Genomic DNA, 18,657 nt, shown 5'->3' with positions numbered 1-18,657 from the left:
CCCGGAACCCCCGGGGACGCCCGACATGAACGAGGTGGTGGGACGGGACGACCTGCTCCTGCTCACCCTCGACACCCTGCGCCACGACGTGGCCGTCGAACTCGCCGCGGCCGGCCGCCTGCCGAACCTGACCGCCCATCTGCCCGACGGCACCTGGGAGCGGCGGCACGCGCCGGGGAACTTCACGTACGCCTCCCACCAGGCCATGTTCGCGGGCTTCCTGCCCACCCCGGCCGCTCCTGGACCGCACCCCAGGCTGTTCGCGGCACGGTTCGCGGGCAGCGAGTCGACGGCGGACCGCACGTTCGTCTTCGACACCCCGGACCTGGTGTCCGGCCTCGCCGCGCACGGCTATCGCACGGTGTGCGTCGGGGGCGTGGGCTTCTTCAACAAGCAGGGCGCACTCGGCGGCGTGCTGCCCGGTCTCTTCCAGGAGAGCCACTGGGAGCCGGAGTTCGGGGTGGCGTCGCCCACCTCGTTCGAGGCCCAGGTCGCGCGGGCGGAGAAGATCGTGGCCGAACTTCCCGGTGAGCAGCGGCTGTTCCTGTTCCTGAACGCGTCGGCGCTGCACCAGCCGAACTGGTTCCACCTGCCCGGTGCCACCCGTGAGGCGGGCGACAGCCTGCTCACCCACGCGGCGGCCCTCGAATACATCGACGCCCATGTCGGCCGACTGTTCCGCGCGATGAGTTCGCGCCGCCGCTGCTTCGCCATCGTCTGCTCCGACCACGGCACCGCCTACGGAGACGACGGCTACACGGGCCATCGTCTCGGCCACGACAGCGTGTGGACCGTGCCCTACCGCCACTTCTTCCTGGAGCCGACCGCATGACGCTCGCCCCCGTGGCCGCCCCGACCGGCCTGCCGCGCCCTTACCAGAGCTACACGTACGCCTATCCCCACAAGACCGCCTACCGGCCCCTCACCCCGCGCCCCGCGCTCAAGGACCTGTGGGCCGGCGAGTCCCGGCGGTCGCTCTCGCTCTATCTGCACATCCCGTTCTGCGAAGTCCGCTGCGGTTTCTGCAACCTGTTCACCCGCATCGGCGCTCCGGGCGATCTGACGGGACGCTATCTGGACGCGGTGCGGCGCCAGGCATCCGCGATGCGCGAGGCGCTGGGCGACGAGGAGACCCCCCGCTTCGCCAACGCCGCGTTCGGGGGCGGCACACCGACGTTCCTGGAGGCCGCCGAGCTGGAACGGCTGTGCGACATCGCCGAGCGGGAGATGGGCGCCGATCTCCGCGCGATCCCGCTGTCCGTGGAGGCCTCGCCCTCCACGGCCACGGCCGACCGGCTGGCGGTCCTGGTCGAACGGGGCGCCACCCGGCTCAGCCTGGGGGTGCAGAGCTTCGTCGAGGAGGAGTCCCGTGCGGCCGTACGGCCACAGCGGCGCGCCGACGTGGAGGCGGCGCTCGCGCGGATCCGCGAGGCGGGCGTCCCCGTCCTCAACATCGACTTGATCTACGGCATCGACGGCCAGACCGCGGCCAGTTGGCGCCACTCGCTGGACGCGGCCCTGGCCTGGCGGCCCGAGGAGATCTACCTCTATCCCCTCTACATCCGGCCCCTCACGGGCCTCGGCAGGCACTCCGACGCGCGCACGGCCGACCTGGAGTGGGACGAGCAGCGGCTGCGCCGGTACCGGGAGGGCCGTGACCACCTGCTGGCCCACGGCTACGAGCAGGTGTCGATGCGCATGTTCCGGCGGGCGGACGCCCCTCCGCAGGGACCTGACGACTACGCCTGCCAGACCGACGGCATGATCGGCCTCGGCTGCGGTGCCCGTTCGTACACCTCCACGCTGCACTACTCCTTCGACTACGCCGTGTCGATGCGCGAGATCCGCGGCATCATCGACGACTACACCGCCACGAAGGACTTCTCGCACGCGCTGCACGGCCGCCGTGTCGACGCGGACGAGGCACGGCGCCGGCACCTGCTCCAGTCCCTCCTCCAGGCGGAGGGACTGCCCGTCGCGGACTACCGGCTGGGCTTCGGATCGGATCCGTACGACGACTTCCCGTCCGAGATCGGCGACCTCGCGGCACGAGGATGGCTGTCGCACCGGGACGAGGACCGGCTTCGTCTGTCCGCGGAGGGACTCGCCCACTCGGACGCGATAGGCCCCGAGTTCTTCTCCGCGGCCGTACGGGACGCCATGGCCGCCTACGAGACGAAGTGAGGCTTCGGTGGACCTGACGATCCTGTACCGGGGCCCGCTCGCGTCCTGCGACTACGACTGTCCGTACTGCCCGTTCGCGAAGCGCCGCGACACCACCGCGCAGCTCCGGGCCGACCGCGCGGCCCTGGAGCGGTTCACCGCGTGGGCGGGCGAGCAGCGCGAGGACCGGCTGTCGGTGCTCTTCACCCCGTGGGGCGAGGGGCTGGTCCGCTCCTGGTACCGCCGCGCCCTCGTGGACCTGTCGCACCGGTCCCACATCGAGCGGGTGGCCATCCAGACGAACCTCAGTTGCCGCACCGACTGGCTGGAGGCGGCGGACCGCGACACGGTGGCGCTGTGGTGCACGTACCACCCGGGGCAGACACCGCACGAGCGGTTCGTCGCCAAGACCCGGGAGCTCGGCGCGATGGGCGTCCGTTTCAGTGTCGGCGTCGTCGGCCTGCCGGAGCACCGGGAGGCCGCGCGCAGGCTGCGCGCGGAACTCCCGGAGCATGTGTATCTGTGGGTGAACGCCGCCGAAGGACACACCTATACGGACGAGCAGGCGGACGAGTGGACCGCGCTCGACCCGCTGTTTCCCTTCAGCCGCCATCCGCACCGGTCGGCGGGTCTGCCCTGCCGCACGGGCGAGTCGGTCATCTCGGTGGACGGCGACGGGCGGGTGAGCCGCTGCCATTTCGTACGGACCGAACTGGGCCGGCTGTACGACGGCTCGTACCGTGCCGCGCTCGCCCCGCGCCCCTGCCCCCTGACGATGTGCGACTGCCACATCGGCTACGTACACCTGGAGACTCTGCCGCTGTACGACGTCTTCGCGGGCGGCGTCCTGGAACGCGTCCCGCGGGCGCTGCCCGACCGGGGCCGGGCGCTGCTTCCCGTGGTCCCCGCGGCCGGCTCCGGCTGAGAGCCGGGCGCGGGCGGCCGTCCGGTCCGGCCGGTGTCAGTCTTCGCGCCGTCGGCCGACGTACACGGTGTTGGCGGCGGTCCCGCCCTGGAGCGGGTTGTCGAAGTCCACGACGTGCGCCGCGGTGTCCGTGAAGACCTCCGCGAGCACCGACCCGAATTCGTCGTCCGGCGGGTCGTTCGACCACAGCGCGAACACACCGCCGGGATGGAGCAGTTCGGTCAGGGCGGTCAGACCGGCCCGTGTGTAGAGCACGGCGTGGCCGGGGTGCAGCACATGGCGCGGCGAGTGGTCGACGTCCAGGAGGATCGCGTGGAAGCGGCGGCCGGGGGTGTCGGGGTCGAGGCCTGGCGGCGTGCCGGTGGTCATCGCGAAGAAGTCCCCGCGCACCAGCCGGCACCGGGGGTCGGACGCCAGGCCGGCGCCGAGGGGTACGAGCCCGCGCCGGTGCCAGTCGATCACCTCGGCCAGGGTGTCGACGACGATGAGCGAGCGCACGCGGGGATCGTCCAGGGCCGTCCGGGCCGTGTATCCGAGGCCGAGTCCGCCCACGACGACGTCGAGCGGGCCCTCGGACAGCTCCGCCAGGCCGAGCCGGGTCAGCTCGATCTCCCCCGTGGTGAAGAGGCTGGACATCAGGTACTCGTCGCCGAGCTTCACCTCGTACACGTCGTCGCCCGAGACCGGGTCCCGTCGACGGCGCAGGCTGATGTCGCCCATGGCCGTCGGCTGCCAGTCGATCTCCTCGAAACGCGCGCTCATCCGAAGCCTTTCTCCCCGGCCTCGCCCCACCCCCGCGGGCGGAGGAACGGCCACCGGCACCGGGCGCCCCGGCCGTGGCGATGCGGGCGACGGGGCCCGCACGGTCCGGCTCGGGCCCGACGCTGTGGAGGATCTTGGCACGGGAAGGCCATGGGCAGGTGGCCAAACGGTCGTACGACACCGGATCGAGTCGGGTGGCGGACTCGTCGTTCGTCACGCCCGCCGGGTCAGGCTCGCGCGGCGGCCTCGCCGATGTCCCGGTGCATATGACCCATGAGTTCGCCCATCTCGCGGACATCGGCGCTCGGCGACTCGGCGTTCTCCGCCGCGCCGCGCAGCCAGTCGGCGGTCGCCAGGGAAAGCGCGACGGCATCGTCCACACGGTCGTCACCGAGGAGTTCCTCGACCCGGAAGGCGAGGCTGCCCAGGGTCTCGGCGTTCGTCTCCGGCGTCAGATAGCCGCGCAGGGCGACGGGGAACGGGTCCTGGGCTCGGGCCTGGCGCACGGCGTCGAGCACCGCGGGATCCTCGCTGTACTGGTCGAGATGGCCGAGAAGGACGTAGATCCGCGCGATGAGCCGCGGCCGGCCGGGGTGGCGGTCCAGCCAGGCCATCAACTGCTGCTGGCCTCCGAGGTGGTCGACGACCGGGGTGAGCGCCTCCACCGACTTGGTGGGGAGATCCCAGTGGTGAGGCAGCAGTCGGGCGATCTCATCGGCCAGGCTCGCCTCGTCCTCGGCGCCGAGCGTCCCGGCGGTGAACCCGCTGACCTTCGCGCTGTCCAGGGTGAACCCGTCGGGCAACGCCGCCTGGCGGTCTCGGCTCGAGGAACCGTGCCGTCGGCGCAGCAGTTCGCCGACGCTCTTGAGGAGCGGCATGTCGTGCACGAAACCTCCTGATGAACGCGCTGAAAGGCCGGCCTCAAGTCCGGAACGGCGACCGCGGCCACCGAGGCGACGGTCCGGCCGGCGATTCCATCGCTGCTCCCCGGCATCGACACCATCACCCTGCCGCCCGCCCGCCGGGTCCGCGCGCCCGGTGACCCGGATGGGTACGGGGCCCGCACGTCCGACGCGCTCCGCGGGCGGCGAGGCGGGCACCGGGCGGGCAGTGACGTTTCGTCGTGGCGCTCGGCCAGGGTGTCCCGTGAGGGTCAGACGTCCGCCACCAGGAGTCGGTAGCCGACGTCGAAGGTGTCGAGCGCCAGGAGGTCGGCCTGGCGCCGGTGCCAATGGCCTGTCGCCAGGTCGTCGGTGAGTGCTGCCAGGCCCGGCGCGAGGGCCTCCTCGCCGGTCTGGGCGAACATGGAGATCCCGGCGCGCACTTGGGGGTCGAGATAGGCGTGGGGGCGGCGCCAGAACGCCGCGCCGAACCCGTCCGTGCAGTCGTGCGGGACGTGAACGGGCTCCACACGCGCCCCGCCGAGCAACGCCTCCAACCGTCCGATGGGGACGGCCCGGTTGTCGTCGAACGCGGCGGCCTGCGGGAGGTATTCGCGTACGAGCCAGAACGTCTCGCGGAAGATCTCCTGGTCCCAGGTCAGGATGACGATGCGGCGGCGCGCGACCCGGCGGAGTTCGGTGATGCCGGCGGCGAGGTCGGTCCAGTGGTGGACGGTCAGCAGTGCCATGACGGCGTCGGCGGCGTCGTCGCGCAACGGAAGTTGTTCGGCGACCGCGCACACGGCGGGCGCGGAACCGCGCGGACGCTGGGCGATCATGATCTGACTGGGCTCGACGGCGAGAACCGTCTGCTCCGGTTCGTAGGAACCGGTGCCTGCCCCTATGTTGATCACCGTCCTGGCGTCCCCGAGCGCGGCATGCACCTGTCTGGCAATCCGCGGATCCGGCTGCCGGGTCCGGCCGTACGTCGCGCCGAGCGTGTCATAAATGGCCATGCCCCTCAGTATGCGAAGAAGTCGCCCACACCGGGACCGCTCCCGGGAACTGGTGACCTTGTCGAGGGCTCCGGCGGGCGAAGCCCGAGGGCTCACGTGCCGCGCAGGTGGCCGTAGGCGTCGTGCACGGCGGTGCGGCCCGCTTCCAGCGCGGTTTCGAGGAGGTCGCCCTCGCGTGCCAGACGGCTGACGGTCGGTGAATCCGGGGCGGGACGGATCGAGACGATGGCCGCGTGGTCGATCAGACGGGCGTCGTCCTCGGCCAGTCGCGTCTCACGGTCGAGGAACACCTGCCGCAGGGCCGCGGGCTCACGCCGCAGCACCGTCCTGGCGATGAGCGGGGCGGAGCGCGACGGCCGCGCGACGTCGGTCGCGCGCCGTGAACGCAGCACCATGACGTGGGTCGCGCCCTGGGCCAGCGCGGTCCGGTAGGGAATGGACTCGGAGACGCCCGCGTCGTAGAACCGGCGTCCGCGCAGCGTCACGGGTTCGCCCGCCAGGAGGGGCAGGGAGGCGCTGGCCCGCAGCGCGCGGCGCAGTTCCGCGGCGTCGGCGATGAAGGGCCGCAGGTCGGTCGACTCCCCGGTCTCGGCGTCGGTGGCCAGGGGGTGGTACTCGATGCCGCTCGCGAGGATGGATTCGAAGTCCATCGGCGCGCAGTCCTGGTCGCCGTAGCGGTAGAGCACCTCGTAGAAGGCGTGCAGGTCCACGAGCGGTTTGCCGCGCAGCGGGTTGGAGCGCCGGATCAGCGTTCTGGCGTACTTGGGAACCGCCCAGAAGCGCAGGGACTGCGGGCTCGTGCTCAGCAGCCATGCCGCGGAGGCGGCACCGGCGGAGGCGCCGTAGACGGCGTCGAAACTGTTGGTCAGTCCGAGTTCGTGGAGGGCCAGGGCCATCCCGCCGGCGATGATGCCGCGCATTCCGCCGCCCTCGATGGCCAGGGCGACGCGGTGCCCGTCGGTGCGCGCTCCGGGGTGGCTGCCGGTTCGCGCGCGCTCGGTGAGGACGCGCCAGACCGCGTGCGGCTCCTCGGGTTCGGGTATGGCGGCGGAGGTCGTGGCGGTCGTCGTCATCGCGGTCAGGGCTCCAGGGGGCAAGCTCGGGGGTCTTCCGCCGGGGGTGGCACCGCCCGCCGGACATTCACTTTACCAATGAACAGCCACTCACTAGCCAGCGGCTAGTCAAAATAGGGCCACGTCTGAACGCCACATCAGAGTGCGGCGTCAACGGGCCCCGTCACCTCCTGAGGCCCCCGGGGCACCCTGGGCACCCGAGGCATCCGGGACGGCGAGGAGACCTCGGGCGGTCAGGAGCAAGGTGGCCCTCAGGTCGCCGTCCGAGAGGTCGGACAGCTCCCCGAGACCTTCCAGCATCCACAGACACATCACGTACGCCATGCGCTCGGCGGGCGTGGGCGAGCCGCCGAACAGCACCCGCAGCACGCGCCGCCTGCGCGTGTCGTTCTCGGCGTAGACGCTGGCGGCCCGGATCTCGGGATCGTGCAGGAGCATGGTGCCGAGTTCGCGGTTGCGCACCAGGAAGTCGACCCAGCCGACCGCGTACGCGTCCAGCCTCTCCTGGCGTGACGGCATTCCCGCCAACTCGTCCAGGAGGACGGTCATTTCCTCCACCGTCGGATCGAGCGAGGCCTGGAGGATCTGCGCCTTGGTCCGGAAGTGGTAGTAGACCGCGGCTTTGGTCAGGCCCATCTCGTCGGCGATGGCCTGCAACGAGGTGGCTTGGTAGCCGCGGCCGGCGAACAATCGCTGGGCCGTCTCGACGATCTGCCGTCTCGTCGCCGCGGCCTGGGCGGCTCGACCGACCACCGGGGCGCCCGGCTCCCGCTCGCTGGGCACGCTCGTTCGCTCCCGCATGGTCTTGCCTTCATGGGCACTGGTGACATGGGACTGGCCGCTCACTTTACTCTCGCTGTCCTCGGCCGGCGGACGGCCGACCGGCCCGGACGCGCCTGGCCGGGCGATACGGGACCCGGTACGGGATGCCGGTCATCCACCCGCCGGGACGCCGTGGCCGACCGGTCCGACGGGGATCATCGGCCCGCTCGCTCAGGAGCGTCAGCCCGCGGCCACCGCCGGATCGGCGGGGGCCCTCGGATCAGCGGGGGCCGTGGGATCGAGTGCCTCGACGGCCGCGGCGGCCGCGGCGGAGTCCGGGCCGTAGAAGATGTCGATGTCGACCTCCTCGCCGCCCATCGTGAGGGTGTCCCACGCACCGCTGAGCACCAGCATGCGGAGCGTCCTGTCCTCCAGGGTTCCCAGCCGCTCCAGGATCGCCTCGTCGTCCGGCAGACCGGTCATGCGCGTCGCCAGGCGGGTACGGATCCCGCGCAGCCGCTCCAGGAGCGTCGCGGTGTCGGCCTCGCGGTCCGGCTCCTCGGCGATTCCGTCGATGCCGTGCGCGATGATGTCCTTGATGGCCCAGGTGGCGCCCTTGTCGTCGGTGGTCACCATCGCCTTCCAGGCGCGGCTCTTGTGCCGGTACTGGAGCATCGACATGGCGGCCTCGTGGCGCAGGAAGTCCGCGTCCCGGAAGGGCTTGCCGTTCCAGGCTCCGTTGAGGGACCGGGCGAGCGAGATCGCCGAGGCCAGGCCGCTGTTGAGCCCCCGGCCCGGCCAGAAGTGGATCGAGTTGGCGGCGTCACCCAGCAGGAATCCGTACGTGCCCGGCGTGTTGGCCGTCGGAGGCAGCAACTCGGCTGTGAAGCGCGGTCGTTGCACCATGCTCAGGCGGAACGACGTGACCGCGCTGAGCTCCCCGGGCTCGACGCCGAACAGCCGCAGCCCTTCGCCCACCCGCTTCCACAGGGCGGAGCCCCTGATGAGGGCCGGCAGGAACAGGGTGCTGTGCGTGGAGCACCGGAAGTCGCCGTGCTCGTCGCGCCCCATCAGACAGGGGCGGGAGGCGATGCACTCCTCGAAGACGCGGCGGACCGGATCGATGCCGACGACCTCCGCGGCCTCCGCGTCGGTCAGACGCATGTTGAGAAATCCCTCACCACGCAGGGAGTTGAGCAGGAACCGGTTCTGCCCGACGGTCAGCAGGACGGCCGTGGGATCGGCCAGCGCGGATTTCACCCGCAGACCGAGGACGACGTCCTGGAGATGACGGTCGTCCAGCGAGTAGATGGATTCGTCCGCCTTGCCGAACTTGGCGGCGAAGTGCTCGCGCGTGTGGGACCGCCCGCCGTCGCAGATCGCCAGCACGTGCCGGCCGGCCAGCTCGTCCCGCTGCTCCTCGACGCTGAACCGGGCGGGAACGAGCCGGATGCGGCCCCGCTTCTCGTTCGCCACCTCCAGGAGCCGGTCCTCGATGTAGGCGATGCGCATGTTGCGCGGGTGGTGGTCGCCGATGGAGTCGGGACCCGACGGCCACATCTCGGTGTAGCTGTCCGGGTCGAAGAGCCGGGCCTGCACCTCCGCGGGCAGGCTGAGGTACTGGCGGCTCTGTACGGTGACCACCTGCTGGCGCCGCACATTGCCCTGGCTCGCGTCCTTCCAGACGATCTTGCGACCCTGCTTCCGCCACCGGCCGTCGTAGACGGCGATGTCCACCTGGGCACCGAGGAAGTGCTCCAGCAGCAGGGCGAGCGACAGGCCGACGGGACCTCCGCCCGCGATGGTGACCCGCAGCACCGGCCCGCGTTCCAACTCCTCGTCACCATGGGTCAGTGACCTGGGCAGGGAGAGCGCCATGATCGTCTCCATGGCGTCCGCGACCTCGAACCGGAACTCCTGGTCGCCGATGGTGATGTCGTCCCCGGGCTTCAGGAGCCGGGAGTCGATCTCCTCGCCGTTGACCAGCGTGCCGTTGCTGCTGCCGCAGTCGCGCAGAACGTAACCCTGGGTGTCGTCCAGGACGATCTCCGCGTGGAAGCGCGACACGCTCAGACTGGAGACGACGACGGTGTTCTCGGAGTTGCGTCCGAACGTGACCCGGGTGCCGATCACCGGTATCCGTTCTCCGGCCAGTAGTCCTTCGCGTCCAACAAGCACCGGCGCCACTGGATTTCCTCCCCAGGCTGAGACATTGCTTCTGTCGCGGCGCCACCCGCGCGCACGTCCGGGCGGGCGTGACCGGGCGGCGTGCGACAGGTAGGGCGGGGCGCCATTCACTCGACGTACGGGAGCGGTGAGCGGTTCAGTCCGACAACGGCATGGAGTCGCTTGACCGGTACGGATGCCTCATCATGCCCGATTCCGGAGCCTTTCGGGAGAGGCCGTCCGGCCCCGGACACCCGGACCGCGCGCGTTACGGCTTGCGCGCGACGCCCACGTACAACGGGATCCGTTCGCCCTCGGCGCGCGCCCGCTCTCCCCCGGGATTCCACCGGGCGGCGAGTTCGATGCCGGGGTCGAGGAGTTCGAGTCCGGTGAAGAACCCGGCGAACTCGTCGCGCGACCGGACCTGCGCCGTCGTTCCGCCCTTGCGGTAGACCTCGACGACCCGCTCCCACGCTTCGGGGTCGAAGTCCCCCGTCGCGTGGGAGAGCGCCAAATAGCTGCCGGGAGCGAGGGAGTCGACGAGCTCCCCGACGATGCCGTACGGGTCGTCCTCGTCCCCCACCAGGTGCAGGAGGGCCATCATCGACAGGGCGACCGGCTGGTCGAGGTCGAGGGTCTGCCGTGCCGCCGCCAGGATCTTCTCGGGCTCCTGCGCGTCGGCCTGGATGTACGCGGTGCGTCCCCGCGCGTCGCTGTGCAGCAGCGCCTCCGCATGCCGGAGGACGATCGGGTCGTTGTCGGCGTACACCACGCGCGCGGACGGGCTGACGGCCTGGACGATCTGGTGGAGGTTCGGCGCCGTCGGGATCCCGGTGCCGATGTCGAGGAACTGGCGGATTCCCCGCCGCGCCAGCAGACGGGCGGCACGATGCATGAAGTCCCGGTTGGTCCGGGCCATTTCACGGACCGCGGGGAAGAAGGAGATGACCTGCTCGGCGGCCTCCCAGTCGACGGGGTAGTTGTCCTTTCCGCCCAGGAAGTAGTCGTACATGCGCGCCGACTGGGGCTTGCTGGTGTCGATCTCGTCCGCGCCTGTTCCGGTGTCTGTCACTTCGGTCCTCCGCCGCTCCGGGCGTGATCGTGGGAAAGGGTCGGGTCGGTGCCGGGCACCGCTGTCCTGCGGACGCGCGTCAGGCGACGAGGAAGTCCGCTCGTCCCTCCTTGGCACCGCCGACGAACTCGGCGATGACCGAGGAGGCACAGATGAGGGCGGGGCCGTCCGGGTCGGTCGCCTGCCTGACCGCCACGACGCCGCCGCCGAGTTCCTTGATCTCGACGCAGCCGTCGTCGCCGCCGGCGCTCCAAGGCTTGCTCCACCCCTGGGTTCCCAGCTCTGCGGCGGCGTTCACGGCGTGCTTCATGGTCTTTGTCTCCTTGCGGACGCGACCGGGGACTCCCCGGTCACGTCGTGTGGGCTTGGCTTGGGCACTCGTCCGGCCGGACATCACGCGCCGCGGGCGGGCTTCGTCGCGGTGCTGCGAAACCCTCCGCGGCACAGGGGACTTGCTCGCGTTCCTCGCCGTACCGGCGCGGTCGGGGCCGGTGATGCCGACGGTGTCCGGGACAGGGGAGGGCGGGAGGCGGGAGAGGGACCCGGGCACTTCCGGGTACGGCGGAGCGGCGCGAGGGCAACTCACCTGTAGGACGCGGGGATTCGGCGACCCGTCCGTCACCGCTGGAGCGACCGTGCACCCGGCATCGCATCGCGCGCGGTCGGAGCAGACCGCGGTGCGCTCACGTCTCACGCCTCATCGACCCCCTGGACGCCGAGCAGTCTGCCACGACCTTCGGCCTCACGGACAGGTTTGGTGATCCCGGCGCCACTGCCCGTCACCCCGAACTACCCTCGCCACTTGGGAAGTTCATGGTGCGGATGGAGTGGTCGCAGGCGTCCGGGTCCGCGCCTCGGAGTCCTCGGTCAGGGCCACCACTCGGCGGCAAGAGCCTCCACCTGTGCCGGAGTCGCGACGGAGCGGACCGGGACCGCGTCGGGCAGGGCCCTGCGGGCGAGGTTCGCCAGCGTGGAGCCGGGGCCGACCTCGATGAGGCGGAGACGGCCGCGGGCCGTGGCCGCGAGCGTGCGCATGGAGCCGGCCCAGCGGACGGGGGTGACGAGCTGACGGAGCATCCTCGCTCGCCACTGCTCCTGATCGTGGAGGTGGGCGCGGGCGTCGACGTTCGCGATCACCGAGCAGCGCGCGGGGTGAAGGTGAGCGCGGTCGACGGCCTCGGACAGGCGCTCGACGGCCGGAGCCATCAAAGGGGTGTGGAACGCGCCGCCTACCGGGATGCGGATCGCGCGTGCGCCGTCGCGCGTGGCCTCGTCGGCCAGCGCGGCGACCGCCTCGACGGTGCCGGAGATCACGACCTGTTCCGCGCCGTTGACGTTGGCGACCCACACCTGGGCCCGGCGCAGGGACCGCATCCGGGCGGCGAGTCTCTGCGCCCTGGGCACGATGTCGGTGCCGACCAGGACCGCCATGGTGCCGGGCGTGAGCCGGTTGGCCTCTTCCATGGCCGCCCCGCGTTCGTCGACCAGTCGTACGCCGTCCTCCGGGTCGAGCACCCCGGCTGCGGTCAGGGCGGCGTACTCGCCGAGGCTGTGTCCGGCACACACCGCGGGCAGCAGGTCACCCACCGCCGTGCGCAGCGCGTCGAGCACCATCATCTCCAGGGTGAAGGTGGCGAGTTGGGCGCTGTCGGTGCGGGTCAACTGCTCGGCTCCGGCGTCGAGGAGCAGCCGGCCGAGGTCCTGTCCGGAGATCTCGGAGAGACGTGTGACGACCTTCCAGTGCGGGGTGTCGCGCCAGGGCTCCCCCATGCCGGGGCGCTGGGCTCCCTGACCGGGAAAGAGCAGGCCGACGCCGAACGGCACGGTCTCCGGACGGTGAGCCGTACTCAGGGGTGACTCCTGTGACATCGCTGCGGACACCTTTCCGGTCGGCGTGCGGGGCCCGGACTTCCGGAACCGGCGTGCGGGTGGCCCGGACGTCCGGAACCGGGAGGGGGAGGTCGGTTCCGGAAGCCCGGGCGGTGCGGGGCGCGTGCCGGAGCCCCGGTCAGCGGGCGTGTGCCGCCGGTCCCGTCCCGGGGGCCTGCGGCACGTGGACGTCCAGGACGTCGCTCAGATAGACGGGCAGCGAGGCCCGTACCCCGGCGAACGGTTCGTGCCCGCCGGGATAGCGCTGCCAGGTCACCGGGTGCCCCCAGGAGGTGAGCAGGTCCCGCAGCACGGCGCCGCTGCGTTCGGGGACGACCCAGTCCCTGGCCCCGTGGCCGATCCACACGGGCAGGCCGCTGTTGGCGGGCGCGGGCCTGCCGGTCGGGAGCAGCGCGGGCAGGTCGGGAGGCATGAAGGGCGCGTACAGTGCCACGCCCGCCAGCCGTCGGGTGTACGTGAGGGCCATGGTCAGGGCGACCGTGGCGCCCTGGGAGAAGCCCGCGAGCACGACCCGCCCGGCACCGATCCGGTCGGCCTCCGCCTCCAGCAGCGTCGTGAGCGGCCGGTGTGCCGCCAGCAGGCCCTCGACGTCGATCCGGTCGATCGCGAGGAGGTTCTGCGGGAACCAGCACGGCACCGCCAGACCGCTCAGCAGGCTGGGAGCCGTGACGGGTGCTTGCGGGAACACCCCGCGCACTCCCGCCTCGGCGAGCCGGAACCGCTGGGTCACGGCCATCAGATCACCCGGCGCCTGGCCGATGCCGTGCAGCCACACGACGGTGCCACGGTGCGGTCGGGTGGGCTCGGCCGTCTCGTACTGCAGCCGGTCCACCGTGCTCATGCGGGCCGCGGTGCCGGCCGTGGCGTGGCCGGTCGCCGGAAGAGCATCGAGGCGTACTGGCCGCCGAAACCGAAGGAGTTCTTCAGCACGGTGGCGACCGGTCGCCGGACCGGGGTGAGGGAGGTGCGTACGGCGCAGGCGGGATCGGGCTCGGTGGAGGTCGTGACGGGCGGGATGACCCCCCGGCACATCGTGAGGGCGGCCGCCGCCGTCTCCACCACTCCGGAGGCCGCGGAGCCGTGCCCCGTCAGGGACTTGACGGCACTCACGTCGAGGTCGGCCGTCCGTTCGCCGAAGAGCCGGTGCAGTGCGCGGGCTTCGGTGACGTCGTTGAGGCGGGTGGAGGTGCCGTGGGCGTTGACGGTGTCGACGTCGTCCGGGTGCGTGCCGGCCTGTTCGAGGGCGGTCCGCATGACGCGTTCGATCATGTCCACGCTGGGAGCGGTCATGTGGCGGGTGTCCACGGCGAGGCCCCAGCCGCCGATGACGGCGTACGGCTGTGTCATCCCGCGCCGGGCGGCGTGCTCGGCGGTCTCCAGGACGAGCGCGCCCGCCGACTCGTTGATGACCATGCCGGTACGGCGTTTGTCGAAGGGCATGGAGGCCAGCGCGGGGTCGCCCTTCCAGCGTGAGAGCGCCATGAGCTGGCCGTACTGGGAGAGTACGTACGGTGTGTTGCGCGAGACGGCCGCGGACACCACCGCGTACCGCGCGCGTCCCGAGCGCAGCAGCCGGGCGGCTTCGGCGATGGCGCGCAGGCCGCCGGAGCAGGTGGCTTCCAGGCGTACAGGGAGGACGGCCGTCCCGAGACGGTCGGCGATCTCGGTCGGATAGGCGGACAAGTCCCGCGTCTCGGGCGGGAGATGCCTGCCGCGCAGGGATGCGAGGACGGCCGAGGGTTCGTTGCCGATCCGGTCGTAGCGTTCGGCGAGGTCTTCCATGTGGGTGATGTAGTCCTGCGGGAACGAGCCGGTGGGGCCCGGCCACACGCGGGCGTAGACCAGGGCGGCCGGCCCGTCCTGTGCGGGCAGTTCGTCGAGGCGGGCGTCGCCGAGCGCCTGGTCCACCGAGGCGAGCATGAGGGAGTCGCCCCAGGACCTGTCGGGTGCGCCGTAGCCGGCGGCGACCTTCGCCTTGACGTCCTCCGGGATCAGCCCGGCGGTCCAGCCGCAGGGCAGTCCCGTGGTGTCCATCCGCTCCTCGCGGACCACTCCGGAGCGGCCTTCGAGGTTGGCCGACCAGAACGTCTCGACGTCCCCGCCGATGGGGGTGATCACCCCCATGCCGGTGATGACGATGTCGTCGCTCATGTCCGTGCCTTCCCGTCGTCGGCCGTGATCCCGTGCGTCGATGCGATGACGAGGGCTCCGGCCGCCGTCGAGTGCTGTCCCTGGTTGAACGCCGTGATCAGCGCGGTCGGCGCCGGTCCCAGGGGGCGGGTCTCCCCCATGACCGGGTCGAGATCGCCGAGTCCGGGATCGGGGCGGCGCAGCAGGCCCACGGGGGGCAGTGCGCCGCGTCCGAGGCTCTCCACGACCAGTGCGGTGTCGATGAGCGCCGAGCATTCGAAGGCGTTGCCGATGGTGCCTTTCGAGCCGGTGACGGGCAGGCTGCCGACGCGGGGCAGTACCGCCCGGGTCTCCACGCGGTCGAGGCGGTCGGAGCCCGCGCCGTGTGCCCACCAGACGGTGGGTGTGGTGTCCGCGTCGGCGAGTACGGTGTCGACGGCGAGTTCCGCCGAGGCCGCGACGTCGGCGGCGACCAGCACCTCGCAGCCGGCGAGCCGGGCGCGGGCCGTGCCGCGCGCGGTGTCGGCGCGCTCCAGGAGGACGGCTGCGGCACCCTGGCCGAGCAGGGTGCCCGACCTGTCGGCGTCGAAGGGGCCGGCGCCCGCGGTGGCGCGTGTGCCGAGGGGGTCGTCCTGGTCGAAGGCGGCCATCGCGGTGGTCGTGAGGGGTGCTCCGACGCCCACGACGAGCATCCGGTCGAGTTCGCCGCTCTCCAACAGCCGTACGGCCAGGGCCAGTGCGCCCGTGCCGCCGGCCGCGGACTCGCCGTAGACGGCGACGTTGGAGCCCCGGAATCCGCTGGCCATGGAGACGAACTGGCCGAGCTGGGAGGGGATGCCGCGGATGTAGGAGTAGTCGGGAACCTCGTCGTGGAGGAACTTCGCGAGGGGCCTGGGGTCGTCGCGGAAGCGGGAGGCGAGTTGCGGGATGACGTCGCTGAGTTCGTCGCTGCTGCTGCCCACGGCCATGACGGTGCCGCCGCGTACGTCCTCCGTGTCGCCGGTGATCCCGGCCTGTTCCAGTGCCTGGCGGGCGACGGCGACGGCCCAACGGGCCGACTGGTTGGCGTACTTGCCGGCGTTGGCCCAGTCGCGGCCGGCGGGCCAGGTGATCTCCGTGGTGTCGACGGAGGCCGACGGCCACGGCAGCGCGGGGGCGGGCCCGTCGTGGCCGCCGGTGTCGAAGAAGGTCTTGCCCGCCGCCATGGCCTCCCACAGCCGGGCCGCGCCGAGGCCCGCCGGGGAGATCACGCCGATACCGGTGACCACGATGTCGGGACGGTCCTGCCGGCCGGCGCTCTCTCCCGTCAAGCCGGCGGCCTCCGCGGTGGCGCGTTCACTCGGCACGCCGGCCTCCGCCGCTGATGCCGCCCCACAGGCGGTATCCGCCGTCCACGGTGATGGTCTGCCCGGCGATCCAGGACGCCTCCTCCAGGCAGAGCAGGGCCACCACGTCGGCGCTGTTCTCCGGCGTGGTCATGCGGTCCCCGGGCCACGGGGAGACGGACAGTTCCTTGGTGACGCCGTGGGCGAAGTCGGGGCGGACCTTGAAGACCCCGGTCTGGACGAGTCCGGGACGTACGCAGTTGGCGACGATGCCGTACGGCGCCAGCTCGTAGGAGAGGTAGTCGGTCAGCGCCTCGAGTCCCGCCTTGGCGGCGGCGAAGAGTCCGGCGCGCGGGATGATGCGCGTGGTCGTGGAGTTGGTGATCGTGATGAAGCGGGCTCCCTCGCGCTCACGCATCAGCGGGAGGGCGTGCTTGGCGAGCAGCCAGGTGGCCCGGGAGTTGGTGTCCTGCACGAACTGCCAGTCGCCGAGGGAGGCTTCGGTGAGCCGGGCGAACTTGGTGGCGGCCGCGTTCTGGACGAGGATGTGCAGGTCGTGGTGGATCTCGCCGATGTCCGTGATCAGGTTCTCGATCTCGGCGGGTTCGCTGAGGTCGGCGCGGTGCAGGGTCACTTCCGTACCCTGCTCGCGGAGTTCTTCGGCGAGTTCCTTGGCCGGGCCCTCCCGGTCGACGTAGTTGATGGCCAGGGTGGCTCCCCAGGCCGCGAGTTTGCGGGTGATGCCCGCGCCGATGCCGCGTGAGCCGCCGGTCACCAGGGCCACCCGCCCCTTGAGGGGCTGATACTGACTGTCCATCACTGAACCCTTTCCACGGTTGCGGTCCGCTGCGCGGCGTGCCGCAGCACGACGACGCTCATGCGTCCGATGGCGTACGTCCGGTCGTTCTCGTCGAACACCCTGCGTGTGGTCTCGACCAGGCCGATCCGGTCGTCGATCTCCTCGGCCCGGTCGGTGGCGGTGGTGAACCAGAACGGGGTGTCGGGGTACAGCGGCCTGACGAAGTCCCAGTTCAGCCTGCGCAGGCCGACGATGGCTGCCGGGGAGCCGTGCTGGACCACCCAGCCCGAGGTGATGGAGTGGATGAAGCCTCCGGGCACGATGCGCTGCCGGCGCTCGGTGCCCCGGGCGAAGTCGTCGCTGTCGTGCACCGGGTGCTTCTCCCCCATCAGGTCGAGGAGTTGGTCGAGCAGCGCGCCGCCGAACACCACGGGTCCGAACCGGCGCACCGGCGCGTGTGCCAGGTCCTCCCAGTACTTCACGGCCCCCACGGCTGTTCCTCCGTTCGTCCCTGGTTCACCGGGATCGCCGGCCCGGGCTGCGCATGACCATGCGGCCGCCGTCCACCGTGAACGTCTGGCCCTGGATGTAGTCGGCCTCGTCACGGGCGAGGAAGGCGATGAGTCCGCTGATGTCCTCGGGCAGTCCCCAGCGGGTGCCGTCGCTGTCGGAGCCGAGCTGGTCGGCGACGGCCGCGGTCATCTCGGTGCGGACCTTGCCGGGCGCCACGCAGTTGACCCGGATGCCTTTGCGTCCGACCTCGACGGCCAGGGCACGGGTGAGGGCTTCGAGGCCGCCCTTGGACGCCGCGTAGGCGCTCTGCCCCGGTCCCGGGGTACGGGCCGAGTTGGAGGAGACGTTGATGACGCGGCCCCAGCCCTGGTCCAGCATCGTCGGCAGGACCGCCCTGCTGGTGAGGAAGGGGCCGGTGAGGTTGGTCCGCAGGACGTTCTCCCAGCGGTCGGTACGGGTCACCGCGAGGAGCTGGTCGTCGATCACGGCCGCGTTGTTGACCAGGACGTGCAGGGCGCCCTCCTGGGCGGTCACCCGCTCGACGAGCTCCTCGACCTCGGCCTCGTCGCCGATGTCCGCCTGGTGCAGGACAGCGCGGCCGCCGCCCGCCTCGATCTCCTTGACCACACGCCGTCCGGCGTCCAGGGCGCTGCGGCAGACGAGGTGCACGGTCAGTCCGTCGGCGGCGAGGCGGTGCGAGACGGCGGCGCCGATCCCCCGGGATCCGCCCGTGACGAGCGCGACGCGGGCGGCCGCGACCGACTCAGGCACGACTGCCGGCGGCGACGACGGCCACGATGGAGGCGATGCTGCGGTGGTGCTCGTCGGCTTCGGCGTTCCACTGGTCGAGGTCGAACTCGACGCCGAAGTGCCGGTTGATACGGCGGGCGAGCTGCAACAGGTCCAGGGAGTCGAGGCCCAGGTCCTCGACCACGGACTGTCCGGGCTCGATCGCCTGGTCGGCGATGCCCGGCTTGACCTCCTTGAGCAGCTCGATGATTTCGACCTGGGCGGCATTCGACACGGTGGTCATCGCATTCCTCCGTTGATGTGACAGGAGCAGGACCGGCCGGCACCTCCGGCCGGGCAAATCCATGTCACCAGAGCAGCGAATGAGCCAGCAAGGCCGTTATGCAGCGGGATTCGGGACACCCACTGGGCCGCTCGGGAGACGCTCGCG

19 protein-coding genes are annotated in these 18,657 nt (G+C 71.5%); 3 read left to right on the top strand and 16 right to left on the bottom strand.

Annotated features, from left to right (window positions below; translation table 11 throughout):
* The first annotated feature begins 25 nt into the window (after nucleotides 1–25).
* The 3 genes from ACIQ7M_RS30180 to ACIQ7M_RS30170 are packed head-to-tail and all read left to right on the top strand — an operon-like array spanning nucleotide 26 to nucleotide 3,088.
* Nucleotides 26–832 carry an STM4013/SEN3800 family hydrolase gene (locus ACIQ7M_RS30180; protein ID WP_386976999.1) on the top strand — a complete coding sequence of 269 codons (807 nt, stop codon included), beginning with the start codon at nucleotides 26–28 and terminating at the stop codon, nucleotides 830–832.
* Nucleotides 829–2,184 (top strand): STM4012 family radical SAM protein, encoded by a 1,356-nt coding sequence (locus ACIQ7M_RS30175; protein WP_403650358.1) that lies wholly within the window; start codon nucleotides 829–831, stop codon nucleotides 2,182–2,184. The genes ACIQ7M_RS30180 and ACIQ7M_RS30175 overlap by 4 nt, the downstream gene beginning before the upstream one ends.
* A 7-nt stretch (nucleotides 2,185–2,191) precedes the next feature.
* On the top strand, nucleotides 2,192–3,088 hold the full coding sequence (locus tag ACIQ7M_RS30170; RefSeq protein ID WP_386976993.1) for an STM4011 family radical SAM protein: 897 nt from the start codon (nucleotides 2,192–2,194) through the stop codon (nucleotides 3,086–3,088).
* 36 nt (nucleotides 3,089–3,124) lie between these two features.
* Here the strand turns inward: ACIQ7M_RS30170 and ACIQ7M_RS30165 are convergent, their stop codons facing one another.
* From ACIQ7M_RS30165 to ACIQ7M_RS30090, 16 genes are all read right to left on the bottom strand, one after another.
* Nucleotides 3,125–3,850 carry a spermidine synthase gene (locus ACIQ7M_RS30165; protein WP_403650356.1) on the bottom strand — a complete coding sequence of 242 codons (726 nt, stop codon included), beginning with the start codon at nucleotides 3,848–3,850 and terminating at the stop codon, nucleotides 3,125–3,127.
* Between the two features lie 227 nt (nucleotides 3,851–4,077).
* Nucleotides 4,078–4,728 (bottom strand): hypothetical protein, encoded by a 651-nt coding sequence (locus tag ACIQ7M_RS30160; RefSeq protein ID WP_403650671.1) that lies wholly within the window; start codon nucleotides 4,726–4,728, stop codon nucleotides 4,078–4,080.
* A gap of 275 nt (nucleotides 4,729–5,003) precedes the next feature.
* A complete protein-coding gene (locus ACIQ7M_RS30155; RefSeq protein ID WP_403650354.1) occupies nucleotides 5,004–5,747 on the bottom strand; it encodes a class I SAM-dependent methyltransferase in 744 nt (247 codons plus the stop codon).
* 92 nt (nucleotides 5,748–5,839) lie between these two features.
* Nucleotides 5,840–6,820: a patatin-like phospholipase family protein gene (locus tag ACIQ7M_RS30150; RefSeq protein ID WP_403650352.1), complete on the bottom strand. Its 981-nt coding sequence runs from the start codon at nucleotides 6,818–6,820 to the stop codon at nucleotides 5,840–5,842.
* Between the two features lie 150 nt (nucleotides 6,821–6,970).
* Nucleotides 6,971–7,621 carry a TetR/AcrR family transcriptional regulator gene (locus ACIQ7M_RS30145; protein WP_403650350.1) on the bottom strand — a complete coding sequence of 217 codons (651 nt, stop codon included), beginning with the start codon at nucleotides 7,619–7,621 and terminating at the stop codon, nucleotides 6,971–6,973.
* A gap of 201 nt (nucleotides 7,622–7,822) precedes the next feature.
* A complete protein-coding gene (locus tag ACIQ7M_RS30140) occupies nucleotides 7,823–9,760 on the bottom strand; it encodes an FHA domain-containing protein (RefSeq protein WP_403650348.1) in 1,938 nt (645 codons plus the stop codon).
* Nucleotides 9,761–10,016: 256 nt separating this feature from the next.
* Complete coding sequence (locus tag ACIQ7M_RS30135; protein ID WP_403650346.1) at nucleotides 10,017–10,820, bottom strand: SAM-dependent methyltransferase; 804 nt, start codon at nucleotides 10,818–10,820, stop codon at nucleotides 10,017–10,019.
* Between the two features lie 79 nt (nucleotides 10,821–10,899).
* Nucleotides 10,900–11,130, bottom strand: a complete 231-nt coding sequence (locus ACIQ7M_RS30130; protein WP_384784317.1) for a DUF397 domain-containing protein — start codon at nucleotides 11,128–11,130, stop codon at nucleotides 10,900–10,902.
* Between the two features lie 557 nt (nucleotides 11,131–11,687).
* Nucleotides 11,688–12,689: an ACP S-malonyltransferase gene (locus ACIQ7M_RS30125; RefSeq protein WP_403650344.1), complete on the bottom strand. Its 1,002-nt coding sequence runs from the start codon at nucleotides 12,687–12,689 to the stop codon at nucleotides 11,688–11,690.
* A 139-nt stretch (nucleotides 12,690–12,828) separates the two neighbouring features.
* The gene (locus ACIQ7M_RS30120) at nucleotides 12,829–13,551 is read right to left on the bottom strand and encodes an alpha/beta hydrolase (RefSeq protein ID WP_403650342.1); all 723 of its coding nucleotides are present in this window, start codon (nucleotides 13,549–13,551) and stop codon (nucleotides 12,829–12,831) included.
* Nucleotides 13,548–14,861, bottom strand: coding sequence for a beta-ketoacyl-[acyl-carrier-protein] synthase family protein (locus tag ACIQ7M_RS30115; RefSeq protein WP_403650340.1), 1,314 nt, complete (start codon nucleotides 14,859–14,861; stop codon nucleotides 13,548–13,550). Before ACIQ7M_RS30115 ends, ACIQ7M_RS30120 begins: the two co-directional genes overlap by 4 nt.
* Complete coding sequence (locus tag ACIQ7M_RS30110) at nucleotides 14,858–16,186, bottom strand: beta-ketoacyl synthase N-terminal-like domain-containing protein (RefSeq protein ID WP_403650338.1); 1,329 nt, start codon at nucleotides 16,184–16,186, stop codon at nucleotides 14,858–14,860. Before ACIQ7M_RS30110 ends, ACIQ7M_RS30115 begins: the two co-directional genes overlap by 4 nt.
* A complete protein-coding gene (locus ACIQ7M_RS30105) occupies nucleotides 16,176–16,982 on the bottom strand; it encodes an SDR family NAD(P)-dependent oxidoreductase (RefSeq protein WP_386987654.1) in 807 nt (268 codons plus the stop codon). Before ACIQ7M_RS30105 ends, ACIQ7M_RS30110 begins: the two co-directional genes overlap by 11 nt.
* Complete coding sequence (locus ACIQ7M_RS30100; protein WP_386987651.1) at nucleotides 16,982–17,455, bottom strand: MaoC family dehydratase; 474 nt, start codon at nucleotides 17,453–17,455, stop codon at nucleotides 16,982–16,984. The genes ACIQ7M_RS30105 and ACIQ7M_RS30100 overlap by 1 nt, the downstream gene beginning before the upstream one ends.
* Before the next feature lie 25 nt (nucleotides 17,456–17,480).
* Entirely contained in the window at nucleotides 17,481–18,248 is a 768-nt protein-coding gene (locus ACIQ7M_RS30095; RefSeq protein WP_403650335.1) for an SDR family NAD(P)-dependent oxidoreductase, read from the bottom strand.
* Entirely contained in the window at nucleotides 18,241–18,510 is a 270-nt protein-coding gene (locus ACIQ7M_RS30090; protein WP_386987646.1) for a phosphopantetheine-binding protein, read from the bottom strand. The genes ACIQ7M_RS30095 and ACIQ7M_RS30090 overlap by 8 nt, the downstream gene beginning before the upstream one ends.
* Nucleotides 18,511–18,657 lie beyond the last annotated feature (147 nt).

Origin of the sequence: Streptomyces sp. NPDC096324 (assembly GCF_044763015.1) — a bacterium.
Classification (GTDB): Bacteria; Actinomycetota; Actinomycetes; order Streptomycetales; family Streptomycetaceae; genus Streptomyces.
Note: the sequence above shows the minus strand (reverse complement) of the source record. Positions and strands in the feature narration are given on the sequence as shown.

Excerpts from the sequence above, each read along its gene's own strand:
- ACIQ7M_RS30180 (WP_386976999.1), top strand. The coding sequence starts at position 26 with ATGAACGAGGTGGTGGGACGGGACGACCTGCTCCTGCTCACCCTCGAC.
- ACIQ7M_RS30175 (WP_403650358.1), top strand. The coding sequence starts at position 829 with ATGACGCTCGCCCCCGTGGCCGCCCCGACCGGCCTGCCGCGCCCTTAC.
- ACIQ7M_RS30165 (WP_403650356.1), bottom strand. The coding sequence starts at position 3,850 with ATGAGCGCGCGTTTCGAGGAGATCGACTGGCAGCCGACGGCCATGGGC.
- ACIQ7M_RS30160 (WP_403650671.1), bottom strand. The coding sequence starts at position 4,728 with ATGCCGCTCCTCAAGAGCGTCGGCGAACTGCTGCGCCGACGGCACGGT.
- ACIQ7M_RS30155 (WP_403650354.1), bottom strand. The coding sequence starts at position 5,747 with ATGGCCATTTATGACACGCTCGGCGCGACGTACGGCCGGACCCGGCAG.
- ACIQ7M_RS30150 (WP_403650352.1), bottom strand. The coding sequence starts at position 6,820 with ATGACGACGACCGCCACGACCTCCGCCGCCATACCCGAACCCGAGGAG.
- ACIQ7M_RS30145 (WP_403650350.1), bottom strand. The coding sequence starts at position 7,621 with ATGCGGGAGCGAACGAGCGTGCCCAGCGAGCGGGAGCCGGGCGCCCCG.
- ACIQ7M_RS30130 (WP_384784317.1), bottom strand. The coding sequence starts at position 11,130 with ATGAAGCACGCCGTGAACGCCGCCGCAGAGCTGGGAACCCAGGGGTGG.
- ACIQ7M_RS30125 (WP_403650344.1), bottom strand. The coding sequence starts at position 12,689 with ATGTCACAGGAGTCACCCCTGAGTACGGCTCACCGTCCGGAGACCGTG.
- ACIQ7M_RS30120 (WP_403650342.1), bottom strand. The coding sequence starts at position 13,551 with ATGAGCACGGTGGACCGGCTGCAGTACGAGACGGCCGAGCCCACCCGA.
- ACIQ7M_RS30115 (WP_403650340.1), bottom strand. The coding sequence starts at position 14,861 with ATGAGCGACGACATCGTCATCACCGGCATGGGGGTGATCACCCCCATC.
- ACIQ7M_RS30105 (WP_386987654.1), bottom strand. The coding sequence starts at position 16,982 with ATGGACAGTCAGTATCAGCCCCTCAAGGGGCGGGTGGCCCTGGTGACC.
- ACIQ7M_RS30090 (WP_386987646.1), bottom strand. The coding sequence starts at position 18,510 with ATGACCACCGTGTCGAATGCCGCCCAGGTCGAAATCATCGAGCTGCTC.